Origin of the sequence: Leisingera sp. MMG026, from assembly GCF_021654205.1 — a bacterium.
Taxonomy (GTDB): Bacteria; Pseudomonadota; Alphaproteobacteria; order Rhodobacterales; family Rhodobacteraceae; genus Leisingera.
In genome coordinates this window covers 44,444-60,859 of sequence record NZ_JAKFZM010000016.1, presented here as the reverse complement: position 1 = coordinate 60,859, position 16,416 = coordinate 44,444, and the positions used below count along the sequence as shown (strand labels likewise).

Below are 16,416 nucleotides of genomic sequence, written 5' to 3'. Positions count from 1 at the left end.
GCCCCCAGCCAAGTTACTCTGCGACGGCGGCCTCAACCGCAGCCACCACGCTGTCAACTGCCAGCGCCATCAGCCCCGCGTCCTCGCATTCCGCCATTACCCGCACCAGAGGTTCGGTTCCGGACTTGCGGATCAAAAGACGCCCCTGACCGGTCAGTGCTTTCTCGGCAGCGGCAATCGCCTCCTGCACGCGCTCATTTTCCAATGGCGCCTGGCCGGACTGAAAGCGCACGTTGCGCAGCCGCTGCGGCACGGTCTGGAACTGATGCGCCAGCTCAGACGCCAATTTGCCGGTCTGTACCATCTCAGCCAGGAAATGCAGCCCCGCCATCAGCCCGTCGCCGGTGGTTGCGTAATCGCTCATCACGATATGGCCCGACTGCTCACCGCCCAGGTTAAAGCCGCCCTCGCGCATCCGCTCCACCACATAGCGGTCGCCGACGGCAGTGCGCTCCAGTCCCAGCCCCTTGCTTTCCAGATGCCGTTCCAGCCCGAGGTTCGACATCACCGTCGCGACCAGCGCGCCGCCTGCCAGCTGGCCCTGCTCCGCCCAGCGGGTGGCCAGCAAGGCCATCAGCTGATCGCCATCGGCCACGGTGCCGGTTTCGTCAATCACAATCACCCGGTCGGCATCGCCATCCAGGCAAATACCGGCATGGGCACCATGTGCCACAACTGCCTCAGCGGCGGTCTGCGGCTGGGTCGAGCCGCAGCCGCGGTTGATGTTCAAACCATCCGGCGAGACGCCAACCGGAATGACCTCGGCGCCCAGCTCCCACAGGACCTCGGGCGCCGCCCGGTGGGCTGCACCATTGGCGCAGTCGATCACCACTTTCAGCCCGTTCAGGCCAAGATTGCGCGGCAGCGAGCTTTTGACCCGCTCACCGTAACGGAAGCGGGCATCGTCAATCCGCTTGGCACGGCCGATATTGGCGGCCTGCGCGGCTTCGACCCCCGCATCGATGAGGACTTCGATCTCCATCTCGGCGCTGTCCGACAGTTTGAAACCGTCAGGGCCGAAGAATTTGATGCCGTTATCCTCGGAAGGGTTGTGGCTGGCCGAGATCATCACCCCCAGGTCGGCCCGCATCGACCGCGTCATCAGCCCCACTGCGGGCGTCGGCACCGGACCCAGCAACAGCACGTTCATGCCTGTGGAGGTCAGCCCCGCCGTCAGCGCGTTCTCGAACATGTAGCCGGACAGCCGGGTGTCCTTGCCGATTACCACCCGGTGCACGCCAGACCCGTCACGCCGGAAGTAACGCCCGACTGCGGCGCCGATGCGCAGCGCCATCTCGGCGGTCATGGGATGGGTATTGGCAGTGCCGCGCACGCCATCAGTGCCAAAGAGTTTACGCATTATGCTTTTCCTGCCAAAAGCCTCAGCGGACGGCCTGCCAAAGTCGCAGTGCCTGAACCGTTTCAGCAACGTCATGCACCCGCAGGAATTGCACGCCTTGCCCCAGGGCCGCAAGCCCCACGGCGATTGAGCCGGGAGCACGGGCATCCGCGCGCGGCTCCTTGCCGATTTTACCGATGAAACCTTTACGGGACACGCCCAGCAAAATGGGGCAGCCAAGCCCGTGGAACAGGCTGAGATTGCGCAACAGCGTCAGATTATGCGCCTGCGTCTTGCCAAAGCCGATGCCGGGATCAATCACGATCTGTTCGCGGACCACGCCAATGGCTTCCAGCCGGTCGATCTGATCGCTCAGGAAGTCATAAACGTCCAGCAGCACATTGGCGTAATGCGGGTCCTGTTGCATGGTGGCCGGATCGCCCTGCGCATGCATGATGCAGACCGGCACGCTGGCCTGGGCCGCCAAAGGCGCCAGCGCCGGATCGAACGTAAAGCCTGAGACGTCGTTCAGCAGGTTGGCCCCCGCCTCCATCGCTTCCATGCCCACAGTGGCCTTGCGGGTATCAATGGAGACCGGCACCGGGCTGGCGGCCCGGATTGCGGCGATTACCGGCGCGGTGCGGTCTATTTCCTCAGCCTCGGAAACCTCTTCGGCGCCCGGGCGGGTGGATTCGCCGCCCACGTCGATGATCGCGGCGCCCTCCTCCACCATCCGCAAGGCAGCCGCCTTGCCGGCCTCGACACCGGAATGCCGGCCGCCGTCCGAAAAACTGTCCGGAGTCGCATTCAGGATGCCCATGATCTGCGGCTGGGTCATATCCAGCCCGGCAATCGACGCACGCCGCGCGCTTAAGCGGCGGCGTTCCTTCTCAGGCACCAGCCCTGCCGGTGCGATCCGCGGCGGTGCGTCGCGGCTCAGGATTTCAACCTCGGTAAACCACAGGGCACTGCCTGCCAGCGGGACCGCACCTTCGGGGCGCGCCTCGCCATGCTGAACCAATGGCCGGTAATAAATCACAGTTGTGTTTGCTCCACGCTGACGGCCCGCAAGGGGACACCGGGATTATCAGGCAAATCCCCGCCAAGCACAATCATTTCACCCGCCTCAAAAGTCGCCGCAAACCAGGCTGCCAGCGCAACCGAGTTCGACGGCGGCGCCGAGGGGCCTTCCACCGCGTCCAGCACGATCTTGGACGGCGCCCAGACGCAAATCTGGCCGTTCTTCATCGCCCAGTCCAGCTCGGTCCGGGTCGAGACCACCACGCAACGGTCATCCTTGGCGGCAAGGCGCCAGGCATTCTGTTCGATTGCCAGCAGATCGATCCGGCGCTGTGTCCATTTGTGGCCGGTGGTGGGAACCTCCAGCAGGTGGGCGCCAACGCACAGGATCAGCGGCCGCTGGCGGCATTCCATCTGGTCGATCCAGGCAGTCAGGTTACCGCTGTTGATTGCTTCGTTAGACAGATACATCAGCCGCGGATGCGGGCGCTCTTCCTCGTCCACCGGATGGGTGATCTGATCCTTGGAGCGCACCACCTCGACGCCCAGCGCCCCGGGTCCGCGGTCCAGTTTCTCGATCCGCACAAAGGCGCGCACGGCCTGATGCTCCAGCAGGATCCGCTCGGCCACGCGTTCGGCCAGGGTTTCCAGCAGGTTCAGCCGCTCGGCCGCCAGCTCATGCGCGATTGCCTCGGATACTTTGTCATAAGACAGGATCCGGTCGACATCATCGTCCAGGTCCTTCGGCAGCGGCGAGATTTCCACCACCACATTGAAACAGATCCGCTGGGTGGTGCCGCGCTCGGCCTGAAACGCGCCGATCTCCACCTCGACAGTGTGATCCCGCAAGGATATGCGGTCCAGCGGTCCGGGCGCAGCAGTGGCCACGGAACGCTCGGACGGGTGCGCAAAGGCAAGGCGGATTTCAGAGGGCATGGGAAAACGGGCCTTTGGCTGGCAGTGTCAGGTGATGGGACCCAACAATAGTATTTCAGCGCCGTCATAACAGGCCCGCAAACGCCACGCCAGTGGCTGAAAGCGGCACTGGCGTGCCGCCTTCAGGCGGTCAGTTGCTCAGCGCCGTCCGGTAACGTTCGTCCCGGTAGAACAGATGCACACCAATGCGCGTGGTGTTTGTAAAGGTGCGGCTCCAGCGCGGCCGGACCGCGGTGGTATGATAGTAGGTCGCACCACCGGTCAGCTCTGACTTCAGCCCGTTCAGCGCGGCGCGTGCCACCTTGGCCACCCGCTGATACGCCTTCTTTTCGTTGATCACTTCCTTGTGGCCATCGCAGGTGTAGGTGAACTGGCACTGGTACTTGCGCCCGGTTCCCTGCTTGATCACACCGCAAAGCGAATTCGGGAACTGCGCGCTCTTGACCCGGTTCAGGATCACTTCGGCGACTGCGAACTGGCCTTTTACGGTTTCGCCGCGGGCTTCGAAATACAGCGCTTCGGCCAGACAGGCGAATTGCTCGCCGCCGGCAGCTTTCGGCTGGGCATCCAGCCAGGCCTTGCTGTATTCGATCTGCGGCCGTGCCTTGCGGCTCTTGAACGCGTTGTTGCGGATCCCGAAAAACCCGCTGAACTTCCGCGCAGGAACTGCACTCAAACTGGCCTGTTCACGCTCGATCAGCGTACCCAGACCGGTTTCGGCAGCAACACTCTTACCCATCGCGATGGTGGCAGCCATCACGGCAATCATAGTCAACAATTTCATTCAGGGTTCCCCCGTCCTAGCAGCTTGTGCCCGGTTCCCCCGGCACATGCGGTCGCATCCCTTAAGGTAAAAGACCCGAAACGTCCAGCGTTCGGGCAGCAACCGCACTCACGAGGAACACAAGCCCACCGCCGGTGTTACATCGGCGGCTGCTGGATGGCCCAATTTTTCTTAATATTTTGTGTATGTTGGCGCTGTCTGCCCGGTTTTTCCGGAAATTGCCAGCTGGGCTGCGGCCAAACGCGCAACCGGTACCCGGAACGGGGAACATGAAACGTAATCAAAGCCCGCGTCACGGCAAAAGGCAATCGATTCGGGGTTGCCGCCGTGCTCGCCGCAGATTGAAAGAGTGATCTCCCCGTTTTCCGCCCGGCCGCGCTGAACGCCCAGTTTCAGCAGCTCTCCCACCCCGTCGGTGTCCAGCACATGGAACGGATCCTCGGGAAAGACCCCCTGGTTCACGTAGTCCGACATGAACCGCCCGGCATCGTCGCGCGACAGCCCATAGGTCATCTGGGTGAGGTCATTGGTGCCAAAGCTGAGGAACGCGGTATGCGGTGAAATCTCGCCCGCCCTGAGCGCCGCGCGCGGTGTTTCCACCATGACGCCCAGCCGGTAGGTAAAGTCCTCGCCGCGCTCTGCCTTGACCGCTGCGGCCACCGCATCGATGCGGGCCTTGACCAGCTCCACCTCGCGCTTGGCCGAGACCAGCGGGATCATGATCTCCGGCACCACAGGCTCGCCTTCTTCCGAGGCTTCCAATGTGGCTTCAAAAATCGCCCGCGCCTGCATGTCGTAGATTTCCGGCACCGTGACCCCCAGCCGCACACCGCGCAGGCCCAGCATGGGGTTGTATTCGCCCATTTCCTCAACCCGGCGGGTGACATCGCTGACCGGGATGCCCAGTGCTTCGGACAATTCCCGCTGGCCGGATTTGGTGGCAGGCAGGAATTCATGCAACGGCGGGTCGAACAGGCGGATGCAGACCGGCATCCCCTCCATGATCCGGAACAGTTCTCGGAAGTCGTCACGCTGCATCGGCAGCAGCCGCTCCAGCACCGCAGCCCGCCCTGACGGTGTCTCGGCAAAAATCATCTCCCGCATCACCGTCAGGCGGCCGGGTTCAAAGAACATGTGTTCCGTGCGGCAGAGCCCGATGCCCTGCGCATTGAATTTCCTTGCTGTTTCAGCATCTTCCGGCGTATCAGCATTGGCGCGAATGCCAATGTCGCGGGCCTCGTCGGCCCAGGCCAGCAAGGTTTGCAGCGCCCCGTCCTGGGCCGCCTCCAGCATCGCCGGCTGGCCCGCCAGCACATGGCCGCTGCTGCCGTCGATCGTGATGATGTCACCAGCCCGGAACACCCGGCCATCCGCCGCCTCCAGCATCTTGCGCTTGCTGTGGAACTTCATGTTCAGGGCGCCGACAATACACGGCAGCCCCAGCCCGCGGCCGATCACCGCAGCGTGGCTGGTCATGCCGCCCTTTTCGGTCAGCACCCCGGCAGCGGCATGCATCCCGCGCACATCTTCAGGAGAGGTTTCCCGGCGCACCAGAATGCAGGGCTCCCCGCGGGACGCGCTGGCCTGCGCCCCGGCGGCGGTAAAGACCAGCTTGCCCGTGGCAGCCCCCGGACTGGCGGCGATGCCGCTGCCAATCACATCCCGTTCCGCATCCGGCGCCACCTGGCGGTGCAGCATCTCGTTCAGGATATGCGCATCCACCCGCAACAGCGCCTCTTCCTGCGGGATAATGCCGTCTTCGGCCAGCGCCACAGCAATCCGCACCGCAGCCTGCGCCGAGCGCGCCACCCGCACCCCGTCCAGGATATGCACACGCCCGTTTTCAATGACAAACTCCAGCTGCATTTCCTCACGCAGCTTCTCACGCATCAGCGCGGCATGGGATTGAATATCCGCAAAAGCCTCCGGCGCCAGCTCCTCCAGCGACAGTCCGCGCGTGTCCCTGGCCAGATACAGTGCCTTGGCCCCTGCCCCCAGCGCATCGCGCCCCTGGCTTTGGCTCAGGTAGCGTCCGGTCAGCCGCGGGCTGCCGGTGGTCGAATTCACCAGCTGCAGCACGCCGGAGCCGCATTCGCCCTGGCCGACACCGGGGATCATTTCCTGCACCACCAGCCCCAGGCCTGCATCAGCAGGTGCGCCCTTGGCCTGGCGCAACAGCCGCGCCGAGGTGCCTTCCCAGGCCCGCGCCATCGACCGCAGCACCGCCGCCAGCTGTTCGCCTGGATCCTGCGGGAAAGGCTCATCCGTTTCCGCCTCGTAAGCGTGCAGGATCTCGCTCAGCGCGTCCGGGCCGCCATCCTCGACATCGTCGAACACATCCGGGTCCAGCCGCGCCACATGCACTGCGTAAGATTGCACAAAGCGCAGGAACAAAGCCGCGGCGGCCTCGCGGCCCAGACTGTCGCAAAGGTCCACATAACGCGCGTCGTTCATGCCGATGTTCAGGATCGCGCCCGGTCCGCCCCAATCCGGATCCTCGGAAGACGGGCGAACGCACAGCAGTGCCTCCGGATCGAATTCGCTCAGCACTGCTGTCAGGTCCGGCATTTGGCCTTCGGCAATGGAATGCACCGCGTCAAAAGACAGCGCCACTGTGCGCGGCACCGGCAGGTCCAGCCGCTCCAGCCGCTGCAGGCATTTCGCCCGCCCGCCATGGGTGGTGGCGGCAATCGGTGCGGTCGCGGTGATAAGGGAAGCCGGCGGGATCTGTTCGAAATCTTTCTGCACTGCAGCACGTCTCCTTTGCAAGTCACCATAAGGACAAGACATGATCGCGCAAGGGGCTTGTAACCGCCCTCCGGCAACTGAGCGCGGTTCTGCAAAAGAAAACCGGCCTTCCCTTGCGGCAAGGCCGGCGCCTCCGGCGGGAGTATTTTTGGAAAGGTGAAAGAGCGGGCGGCTCTCTCAGCCTTCGATCTTGGTGAGATCCGCCACCTGGCCGCAAACCTGGCGGATCTGGCTGAGGAGGTTCAGGCGGTTGCGGCGGACCACTTCGCTGTCCGCATTCACCTGCACTGCCTCAAAGAACGCATCGATCGGCGCGCGCAGAGCGGCCATGCCCCGCATGGCTGCCGCGAAATCTTCGGCCTCGATGGCCGGAGAGATCGCCGCCCCGCCTGCCTCCAGCGCGTCGAACAGTGCCTTTTCGGTGTCGTCCTCGGCAAACTTGCGGTCGGCGCCATAGGAGTATTCGACGCCGTCCTTTTCCTCCGCCTGGGACAGGATGTTGTTGGCGCGTTTGAAGCCCTGAAGGAGGTTGGTGCCGTCCTCGGTCTTCATGAAGTCTTCGAGCGCGCAGGCGCGTTTCACCAGCAGGGTCAGGTCGTCGTTGCCGTCCATCGCGATGCAGGCGTCGATCACATCGTGGCGGATGCCCTGATCGCGCAGGAAGACCTTGAGGCGGTCGTGGAAGAAGGAGAGGAGGTTGTCGGAAGTATCCGGAATTTTTGCGTCCAATCCTTCTATGGGGGAAGGCCAATCTGTTCCCCCAAGAGCGCTGGCTTGCACCTCCTTAAATGCCGCTCCAAATACCCCGTGCTTAGCAATTTTAGCGATCAGATCACTCAGCATTGCTTCGCCCATCGATCCTTCAGAATGATTTACACTCATCTCTGTCCGCAGCAACTGGCTGTCGAAGAACCGGTCAAGCGGCACCCGAACGTCATTCTCCAGCACCAGCCGGATCACCCCCAGCGCGGCGCGGCGCAGGGCGTATGGGTCTTTCGACCCGGTGGGCTTTTCGTCAATCGCCCAGAAGCCGGTCAGCGTGTCCAGCTTGTCGGCCAGCGCCACGGCAACAGACACCGGTTCAGACGGCACATCATCGCCCGGCCCCAGCGGCGAATAATGCTGCTCGCAGGCGTTCGCCACTTCCTGAGGCAGACCCGCGGCCTGCGCGTAGTAGCGGCCCATCAGACCCTGCAGTTCCGGGAATTCATAGACCATTTCCGAGCTGAGATCGGCCTTGGCGACCCGCGCCGCCTGCTCTGCCAAACCGGCATCGGCGCCGACCACCGGCGCGATTTCGCGGGCCAGCGCGGCGATGCGGTCAATCCGCGCCGCCTGGGTGCCCAGTTTGTTGTGAAAGGTCACATTGCCGAGGTTTTCGACCCAAGCGCTCATGCCCGCCTCGGACTTGGCGGTGCGCAGATCGTTCTCCCAGAAGAACTTGGCATCGGCCAGCCGCGCCGACAGGACTTTTTGATTGCCCGCCAGAATGGTGGCGCCATTGTCCGCCGTCTCGCGGTTGGCAACGGTAATGAATTTCTCGATCCGCCCGGTCTTGGGGTTTTTGACCGAGAAGAACTTCTGGTGCTCCTTCATGGACGTCTGCAGCACTTCGGCCGGCAGCTCCAGGAATTCGGCGTCGATGGCGCCCATCAGCACCACCGGGCATTCCACCAGTCCGGCGACCTCGGCCAAGAGGCCCTTGTCTTCGACCACCTCCAGGCCGCTGGCAAAGGCCTGATTGGTGGCCTCCTGCCAGATCGCCTCGGCCCGTTCGCGGGGGTCCAGCACCACATACGCGCGCTTCAGCTTGGCGGCGTAGTCGTCAAATCCGGTGACGGTGATCTGGTCCGGCGCCATGAAGCGGTGGCCGCGGGTGGTGTTGCCGGATTTAATACCGTCGATGTCCAGATCCACCACGGTCGCGCCTGCCTCATCCGACAGGATGCAGAGGATCGAATGCAAGGGGCGCACCCAACGCAAGGACCCTGCGCCCCAGCGCATCGACTTCGGCCAGGGGAAATTGCGGATGGTGTCTTCCAGCACTTCGGCAATGATCTCCGCCGCCGGGCGCCCCGGCTTTTCGATCATCGCGAAATAGACCGCGCCCTTGGGGGTTTCGCGCTCTTCCAGCTGATCACGGGTCAGGCCTGCGCCGCGCAGAAAGCCCTCGATTGCCTTGTTCGGCGCGCCGACCTTGGGGCCTTTGCGTTCTTCGCGGATGGTGGGGCTTTCCGCCAGCAGGCCGTCGACGGCCAGTGTCAGGCGGCGCGGTGTCGACAGCGCTGCGGCACCGGAATAGGTGAGACCCGCCTCGACCAAGCCATCGGTCACGCGTTTCTTCAGGTCCTCAGCCGCACGCGCCTGCATGCGGGCCGGGATTTCTTCGGAAAAGAGTTCAATCAGCAGATCGGGCATCGGGGGTCCTCAGAAATTCACAATCGCCTGGATGACGATGGCATTGGCGATATCAACAAAGAAGGCGGATACAAGGGGGAGCACAACAAAGGCAATAGGCGACGGCCCGTAGCGTTTGGTCACAGCGGTCATATTGGCGATGGCAGTGGGGGTGGCGCCCAGGGCAAAGCCGCCGAACCCGGCGGCCAGCACCGCAGCCCGGTAGCCGCGTCCCAGCAGCGGAAACAGAACAAACAGCACAAAGGCCACGGTGAACAGCGTCTGTGCCAGCATGATGACGGCAATGGCCAATCCCAGCCCCGCGATGGTCCACAGCTGCAGGGCCATCAGCGACAGGGCCAGAAAGGCGCCCAACGAGAACTCCGAGATCAGAGCAAGCGCCGGGGTGCGGGCCACGGGGTCCGCAGCGGGCGCCAGCAGGCTGCGCAGGTTCGCCAGCAGAATGCCCGCGATCAGGCAGGGCACAAACAGCGGCAGCTTCACCCCCGCGGCGTCCAGGCTGATCGAGGCGGCATATCCCAGGATTATGGCAAGGTTCAGGTACAGCATCACCCGCATCAGATCGAGGTGGCCGACGCTTGCTGTCTCCGCCTCGTCATGCCCAAGGCCGACTGTCTGTTCCTCCTCCGGGCGCGCAGGCGTCAGCCCATGGCGGTTGATCAGGTGGCGGGCAACCGGCCCGCCTACCAGTGCTGCCAGCACCAGCCCAAGGGTGGCCACCGCCACGCCCAATTCGGCAGCCCCGTCCAGCCCTGCCGCGGCAGCCACATCGGGCGCCCAGGCAATAGCCGTTCCGTGCCCGCCGATGAGTGCGGCCGAGCCGAACAGAACGCCTGCCTGAACCGGATATCCGAATAGCACGGCCCCGGTCGCGCCGATCACGTTCTGGGCCAGAATGGCCAGCAGAGTCAGCACCAGCAGGATGACGAGCGGCCGGCCACCGGCGACCAGGTCGGAAAGCCGCGCGTTAAGGCCGATACCGGCAAAGAACAGCACCAGAAGGTAGTCGCGGCTTTGCATTTCGAACTCGATTTGCAGACCGGTCAGGCCGTAGACCAGCAGCACCGCAACCGAGGCCGCCAGCCCGCCGGTCACCGGCTCCGGGATGTTGAACCGGCGCAGCACCGCAACCTTGGCATTCAGTCGTGCGCCCAGCAGAAAGACCGCAAACCCCAGCGTTACCGAGATGAAGTCAGGTATGGTGATATGGGTTTCCATGTCCCGCGCGGGATTTACCTCTGAACGTTCCGGTTATTCGCCTGCTGCCGGCCGGGCCGGGCATTCCTCGCCCACCACAGTGCCGTCATAGGCTTTCTGGCCGCATTTGTTCAGCTCGTGCCAGACATAACCGCGGCCATCGTCAGTGACGGCAACAACCCGGTCGACACCAAAGGAGATGTTCTTGACCGACAGAAAGGACTTGGCCGAGCCATCCGCCAGCCTGGCGCCGATGGCTGCGGCATCAAAGCAATCGAACCAGCCCGGCGCGTTGCGCGGTTCCAGCTTGTCCGTCAGGGTGAAGATCTGCGCCAGCTCGTCCGGCGAAACCCTGGTGCGGAAACAAGCGCGGTAGCGGATCGGCGAGCTGCCGGCGTCAATCGCCTCAAAATCCGAATAGGCCACGGGCTGCGGCTCACCGCCGTCCAGCGGCATCAGCATCACGTCGCGGCCCGGCTGCAGCTCGACGTTATCGTAGAACCCGTAGATCTGCAGGTAATACATCGCCCCGCCGGCAGCGAGCGCCGACAGGATCAGGACCAGAGCAAGAACTTTCCCCATACCGTGCTATCCCTGCTCAGGCTGCGGTGCCGGCAGTATGCCCGCCAGCTTCGGTCAGCACAAAGGCATCGGCACATTGCTTGGCCAGCGCCCGGACCCGGCCGATATAGGCCTGGCGCTCGGTGACAGAAATCACCCCTCGGGCGTCCAGCAGGTTGAAGATATGCGAGGCCTTGATGCACTGGTCATAGGCGGGATGCGCCATGATGATGCGCTTGCCGGTCTTGGGGTCCATATGCTCCTGCGCCAGGATGGCGGCGCATTCGGCCTCGGCTTCCTCGAAATGGCGCAGCAGCACTTCGGTATTGGCCACGTCAAAGTTCCAGCGGGCGTATTCTTCTTCGGTCTGCTTGAATACATCGCCATAGGTCAGCGGGATCAGCGCATCCGGATCGTTGTAGGGCATGTCCATCACGTGATCGACACCCAGCACATACATCGCCAGACGCTCCAGACCATAGGTCAGCTCGCCCGACACAGGATGGCAGTCATGGCCGCCGACCTGCTGGAAATAGGTGAACTGCGAAACTTCCATGCCGTCGCACCAGACTTCCCAGCCCAGGCCCCAGGCGCCCAGCGTCGGGCTTTCCCAGTCGTCCTCGACAAAGCGGATATCATGCATCGCCATATCAACGCCGATGGCCTCAAGACTGCCCAGATACAGCTCTTGCAGGTTCGGCGGCGAGGGTTTGATCAGCACCTGGTACTGGTAATAATGCTGCAGCCGGTTCGGGTTTTCACCATAGCGCCCGTCCGTGGGGCGGCGCGAAGGCTGCACATAGGCTGCGGCCCAGGCTTTGGACCCCAACGAGCGCAGCGTGGTTGCCGGATGAAAGGTGCCGGCGCCGACTTCCATGTCATAGGGCTGCATCACCGCGCAGCCTTTGGCGGCCCAGTAATTCTGAAGCCTCAGGATAATCTCTTGGAAGGAGCGCGGCGCGCCGTTGGTCTGGTTCATCTCGTATCCCTTTTGGGGCAGCTGGGGCAGCAATTGCGGGGATCTTCCTATGCAAGGCAATGGGCAGGGTCAACGCCCTGCGGGGGCTTACACCGCAGCGGCTGCCCTGCGCTGTGCAGCGTATCGGCAACAAAAGTGCGGGAATGCGGCAACGGGGCGGGAATTCCCCCTGCGATGAGGAGTTCCCTTTGCCGTGCCAAAATGCTTAACCTCCGCGGCAAAGAATAAGAGATCTTCCGGGATACGAGGCCCTGACAATGAAAAAACTGTTTGCCGCTCTGGCGCTGCCGCTGATTGCGCTGGCCATTGCGTTCACCGCGCCGGTTTCGGCGCAAAGCAGCCGCGATGCGGTGTGGATCCAGATCGCCGCCCGCCCCTCCCTTCGCGAGGCCGAGACCGAGGCCCGCACCTATGCCGCCCGCCTGCCCGACGTCTCCGGTTATGCGCTTGGCGGCGGCTGGTACGGGGTGGTGATCGGCCCCTACGCCCGCGAAGATGCCGAACGGGTGCTGCAAGTCTACCGCGCCGAAAACCAGATCCCGCGCGACAGCTTCATCGCGTTTCGCCGCAACCTGCGCAACCAGTTCTACCCGGTGGCGGCAGATGCAACCGCCCCGGCGCAACCAGCGCCTGCCCCTGCACCGGCGGCCCCTGCGGCGGCGGATCCCGCGCCGCAGCAGCAGGCAGCCGTGCAGTCGAACCTGCCGGATGAGACCCCCGCCGAGGCGCGGCGCAGCGAACGCGTGCTGTCGCGTGAACAGCGGATGGAACTGCAGGTCGCCCTGAAGGCCGCAGGCTTCTACAGCTCGTCCATTGACGGCGCCTTTGGCCGTGGCACCCGCGGCTCGATGAGCGACTGGCAAACGGCGCGCGGATTTGAACCCACCGGCGTGCTGACCACCGCCCAGCGCCAGGTGCTGATGGATGAATACAACGCGCCGCTGATCTCGGTCGGCATGGCCCGCGTGGAAGACGCCAAGGCCGGCATCGCCCTGCAGATCCCTGCGGATGAGGTCGCGTTCGACCGCTATGAATCGCCCTTTGCCCATTACGCCGCCAAGGGCAGCCTGGGCGCTGAGGTGCTGCTGATCAGCCAGCCCGGCGACAAACGCACCCTTTTCGGCCTTTATGACATTATGCAGACGCTGGCGATTGTGCCGCTGGAAGGCCCGCGCCAGCGCGGCAAGGACAGCTTCACCATCGAAGGCCGCAACAGCAAGATCGTCTCCTTTACCCAAGCCAGCCTGAAAAACGGCGAAGTGAAGGGCTTTACCCTGATCTGGCCGGCCGGTGACGAAGACCGCCGCGCCCGCGTTCTGGCGGCAATGCAAGCCAGCTTCACCCGCCTCGACGGCGTGCTGGACCCGGCAGCTGGCGGCGATGCAGTGCAGAACATCGACCTGGTTTCCGGCCTGGAAATCCGCAAACCGAAACTGTCGCGCTCCGGTTTCTTTGTCGATGGCGACGGCAGCGTGCTGACCACCTCCGACGTGGTGGCGGGCTGTACCCGCATCACATTGGACCACGGCTACAGGGCCGAAGTGGCGGCCAACAACACCGCCGACGGCATCGCCATCCTGCGCCCGGTCCAGGCGCTGGCGCCTGCCGCAGTTGGTGAACTCAGCACCGCCTCGCCGCGGCTGCAGTCTGAGATCGCTGTTTCCGGCTTCTCCTATGAGGGTGTGCTGGGCGCACCAAGCCTGACCTGGGGCAAAGTCGCAGACGTCAAAAGCCTGGATGGCAACACCGGCGTTGCCCGGCTGGAACTGTCAGCCCAGCCCGGTGATGCGGGCGGTCCGGTTCTGGACAGCAGCGGCGCTGTTCTGGGGATGCTGCTGCCGCGCCAGATCGAGGGCAAGCAACTGCCCGAAGGTGTCAGCTTTGCCGTCAACGCCGAAGCCATCCGCAGCGCGTTGAACACCGCAGGTATGACCCCGGCAGCACAAAGCGCGCCGGCAGGCAGCCTGCCCAATGCGGCAATGACCCGGCTGGCGTCCGGCATGACTGTGCTGGTCAGCTGCTGGGAGTGACCGGCTGGCCGTCACTCGTGGCAGGCCAGACCGACAAGACAAAAGCCGGCGCAGGTTCTGCGCCGGTTTTTTCATGCAAGCTGTACCTTTAATGCGCGGCAGCTTGAGCACAGGCAGGCACTCCCGCCCGGCAACGGGCCTTATCAGGCCCTATGCCCGTTGGGCATAGCACCGTGCCAATGCACGGTGCCGGGGGGGGGGGGGGCGGGGGGGCCCCCCCCCCCCCCCCCCCCCCCCCCCCCCCCCCCCCCCCCCCCCCCACCCCCCCCCCCCCCCCCCCCCCCCCCCCCCCCGCCCCCCCCCCGGCCCAAGCCCGCAAACGGGGCTGGCGCAGCCAGGCCTTTGCGGGCTTGGGAGCCTTAAGCCTACTGTGCGAAAGTAAAGTCAGTAAGGCTGAATACGGCCGTCCCAGGTGTGGAAACAGCCAGTGGTGTCCAGGTTCAGCACTGCGAATTCATTGATCAGCCCGGCGACGGACTCTTCCACCGTGATATCGCCTTCATAACCGCCCATGTCGGTGCGTACCCAGCCCGGGTGATAGATGCCGACGGCAATTCCTTCCGGCTGGAGATCAGTGGCCAGGTTGCGGCCGATGTTCAGCGCCGCGGCCTTGGACGCGCGGTAGGCATAGCTGCCGCCGGGTGCGCGCGACTGGCTGGCCATCTGCGAGGACAGGATGGCGATCTTCGGCTCTTCTGCCAGCCGCAAATTGGGCAACATCGCCTGCACCGTCAGAAACACGCCGGTCACATTGGCGGCCAGGGTCTTGGCCCAGACCTCGGCCGAGTAGTCCTCAAGCCCCATCGCCTTGTCGATATAGACCCCGGCATTGCACACCAGCAGATCCGCCGGCCGGTTCTTGATCTGGGCCGCAAAGCGCGCCTGCTGGCCAGGGTCGGAGACATCCAGCTTGACGCCCGAGGAGTGATCGCGCGAGGTGCCTGTCACCTCATAGCCCGCCTCCTGCAACCGTTTCACCAGCTCCTTGCCGATGCCGCGGCTGGTTCCTGTTACAACTGCATGCATTTTTGCTCTGCCCTTCAGTTTGTTTTGCGCCCGGGACGGAACGGCAGCGGCATGACCGGCACGCCTTCCTCGATCAGCTCCCGCGCATCTTCCAGCTTGGCCTCGCCATGAATCGCCCGCTCCGGCGCCTCGCCCAGGTGCATTGCCCGTGCTTCCTGAACAAAACTGCCGCCGACGTAATCGGAGTTTTCCTCAACCTTCTTGCGCAGATCAGCAATCGCTTTTTCCACCGCGCCCGCAGGGCGGCTCAGCATGCCGGGTCCTGCAGCAGCCGCCGGCGCAGCTGCGGGGAGCGCAGCCGGAGCGGCGGGCGCAGCAGCCTGCGGTTCCGGTTCCCCGACAGCAGACACCGCCTTGCGCCCGGGGCGGACCCGTGGCGCCATAATCGCCTTCTCCACCTGCGCGCCACCGCAGACAGCGCAGGACACCAGACCCGCCGCTGCCAGCTTGTCAAAGGCCGCCGCCGATTGGAACCAGCTGTCGAACCTGTGGCCATCGGTGCATTTGAGGCTGTATTGAATCATGCTTTCCCTCTTAGCAGGAAGGGTTGATTAAATCTCCCGCCGCGGCAAGTGCAAGAGGTCTGTTGTATCTACTGTGCCGCACCTGGGCTGTGCAGCCGCTGCCGCAGCTTTGCGGCCAGCTCCTCTTGCGGCAGATCTGCATCCACTGCCAGCCGCCGAAGTCCGAAATGCACATGCGCCATCTCGCGGTAATAGCCCGCAAAGACGTAATTCACTGCGGCCCCGGCAACGGCCCCGGCGATCGGCACCGCCTGGGCTGCCAGCTTTTGCCCCAGCACTGCACCCAGCTTGGGCGCCACCTGGGCAATCAGCTTGTGCAAGCCTCCCGGCAGCCCCAGCCGCACCGAGACAAAGCCCAGATCCGCACCGTCATCTTCGGCCAATGGGCCAGCCGCAGCAAACACCTGAATGCAATCAAAACGCACGCTGTCGGCCTCCGGGTCGAACCCCTCCGCAGCTGCGGCGCCCTGGATGGTCCGGAGCAAAAACGCGGTTGTCGCAGGCAGCTCCACCAATGCGCCCGGCAGGCCCGCGGCGCCGCCCGCAGCGCCCATGGCTGCGCTCACCATCCGGTCGACGCCCGGTTTCTGATCCGCCACCAGGCGGCGTGACTGGCTGGCCCCCTTCATGGCAACCCGGAGGGCGGTCTCAGTGGCGCCTGTCAGCCCGGCCCGCACTGGCTCCGGCAGCCGCTCCAGCAGGCTTTCGCCGCTGCCGCCCAGCCGGTTCAAAAGGTCCACGCCAAAGCCGCCCGCCGCCCGGTGCCGCTGAGCCAGCGCCTCCAGTTCAGCTTCAATATCCTGCGGGGTAAATACCCGTGCTGTTGATAAAACGTCCGCCACAAGCGCCTCCTC

General features: G+C 64.3%; 13 protein-coding genes. 1 reads left to right on the top strand and 12 read right to left on the bottom strand.

The genetic code is table 11. The features are described from left to right. Positions 1-13 precede the first annotated feature (13 nt). The 9 genes from glmM to L1069_RS10770 form a co-directional block, all read right to left on the bottom strand. On the bottom strand, positions 14-1,360 hold the full coding sequence (gene glmM, locus L1069_RS10810; protein WP_237455671.1) for a phosphoglucosamine mutase: 1,347 nt from the start codon (positions 1,358-1,360) through the stop codon (positions 14-16). Between the two features lie 22 nt (positions 1,361-1,382). Then, positions 1,383-2,378: a dihydropteroate synthase gene (gene folP, locus L1069_RS10805; protein ID WP_237455670.1), complete on the bottom strand. Its 996-nt coding sequence runs from the start codon at positions 2,376-2,378 to the stop codon at positions 1,383-1,385. Further along, positions 2,375-3,295, bottom strand: a complete 921-nt coding sequence (locus L1069_RS10800) for a dihydroneopterin aldolase (protein WP_129371688.1) — start codon at positions 3,293-3,295, stop codon at positions 2,375-2,377. Before L1069_RS10800 ends, folP begins: the two co-directional genes overlap by 4 nt. A 130-nt stretch (positions 3,296-3,425) precedes the next feature. Then, complete coding sequence (locus tag L1069_RS10795) at positions 3,426-4,079, bottom strand: cell wall hydrolase (RefSeq protein ID WP_237455669.1); 654 nt, start codon at positions 4,077-4,079, stop codon at positions 3,426-3,428. A 171-nt stretch (positions 4,080-4,250) separates the two neighbouring features. Beyond that, positions 4,251-6,869, bottom strand: coding sequence for a putative PEP-binding protein (locus L1069_RS10790; RefSeq protein WP_237455668.1), 2,619 nt, complete (start codon positions 6,867-6,869; stop codon positions 4,251-4,253). A 135-nt stretch (positions 6,870-7,004) separates the two neighbouring features. Continuing rightward, on the bottom strand, positions 7,005-9,245 hold the full coding sequence (gene glyS, locus L1069_RS10785; RefSeq protein ID WP_237455667.1) for a glycine--tRNA ligase subunit beta: 2,241 nt from the start codon (positions 9,243-9,245) through the stop codon (positions 7,005-7,007). Between the two features lie 9 nt (positions 9,246-9,254). After that, complete coding sequence (gltS, locus tag L1069_RS10780; protein WP_129371691.1) at positions 9,255-10,463, bottom strand: sodium/glutamate symporter; 1,209 nt, start codon at positions 10,461-10,463, stop codon at positions 9,255-9,257. 33 nt (positions 10,464-10,496) lie between these two features. Beyond that, complete coding sequence (locus L1069_RS10775; RefSeq protein WP_237455666.1) at positions 10,497-11,024, bottom strand: DUF6446 family protein; 528 nt, start codon at positions 11,022-11,024, stop codon at positions 10,497-10,499. Between the two features lie 16 nt (positions 11,025-11,040). Then, entirely contained in the window at positions 11,041-11,982 is a 942-nt protein-coding gene (locus L1069_RS10770) for a glycine--tRNA ligase subunit alpha (protein ID WP_237455665.1), read from the bottom strand. Positions 11,983-12,239: 257 nt separating this feature from the next. Between L1069_RS10770 and L1069_RS10765 the strand changes: the two genes are divergently transcribed. Then, a complete protein-coding gene (locus L1069_RS10765; protein WP_129371694.1) occupies positions 12,240-14,012 on the top strand; it encodes a trypsin-like peptidase domain-containing protein in 1,773 nt (590 codons plus the stop codon). 384 nt (positions 14,013-14,396) lie between these two features. On the opposite strand, the gene L1069_RS10760 is transcribed toward L1069_RS10765, so the two are convergent. The 3 genes from L1069_RS10760 to L1069_RS10750 all read right to left on the bottom strand — a co-directional run bounded on the left by L1069_RS10760 (position 14,397) and on the right by L1069_RS10750 (position 16,404). Next, positions 14,397-15,038, bottom strand: a complete 642-nt coding sequence (locus L1069_RS10760; RefSeq protein WP_237455664.1) for an SDR family oxidoreductase — start codon at positions 15,036-15,038, stop codon at positions 14,397-14,399. A 14-nt stretch (positions 15,039-15,052) separates the two neighbouring features. After that, positions 15,053-15,562, bottom strand: a complete 510-nt coding sequence (locus L1069_RS10755; RefSeq protein ID WP_129371696.1) for a DUF1178 family protein — start codon at positions 15,560-15,562, stop codon at positions 15,053-15,055. A 68-nt stretch (positions 15,563-15,630) separates the two neighbouring features. After that, positions 15,631-16,404, bottom strand: coding sequence for an EcsC family protein (locus L1069_RS10750; RefSeq protein ID WP_129371697.1), 774 nt, complete (start codon positions 16,402-16,404; stop codon positions 15,631-15,633). Between the last annotated feature and the right edge of the window lie 12 nt (positions 16,405-16,416).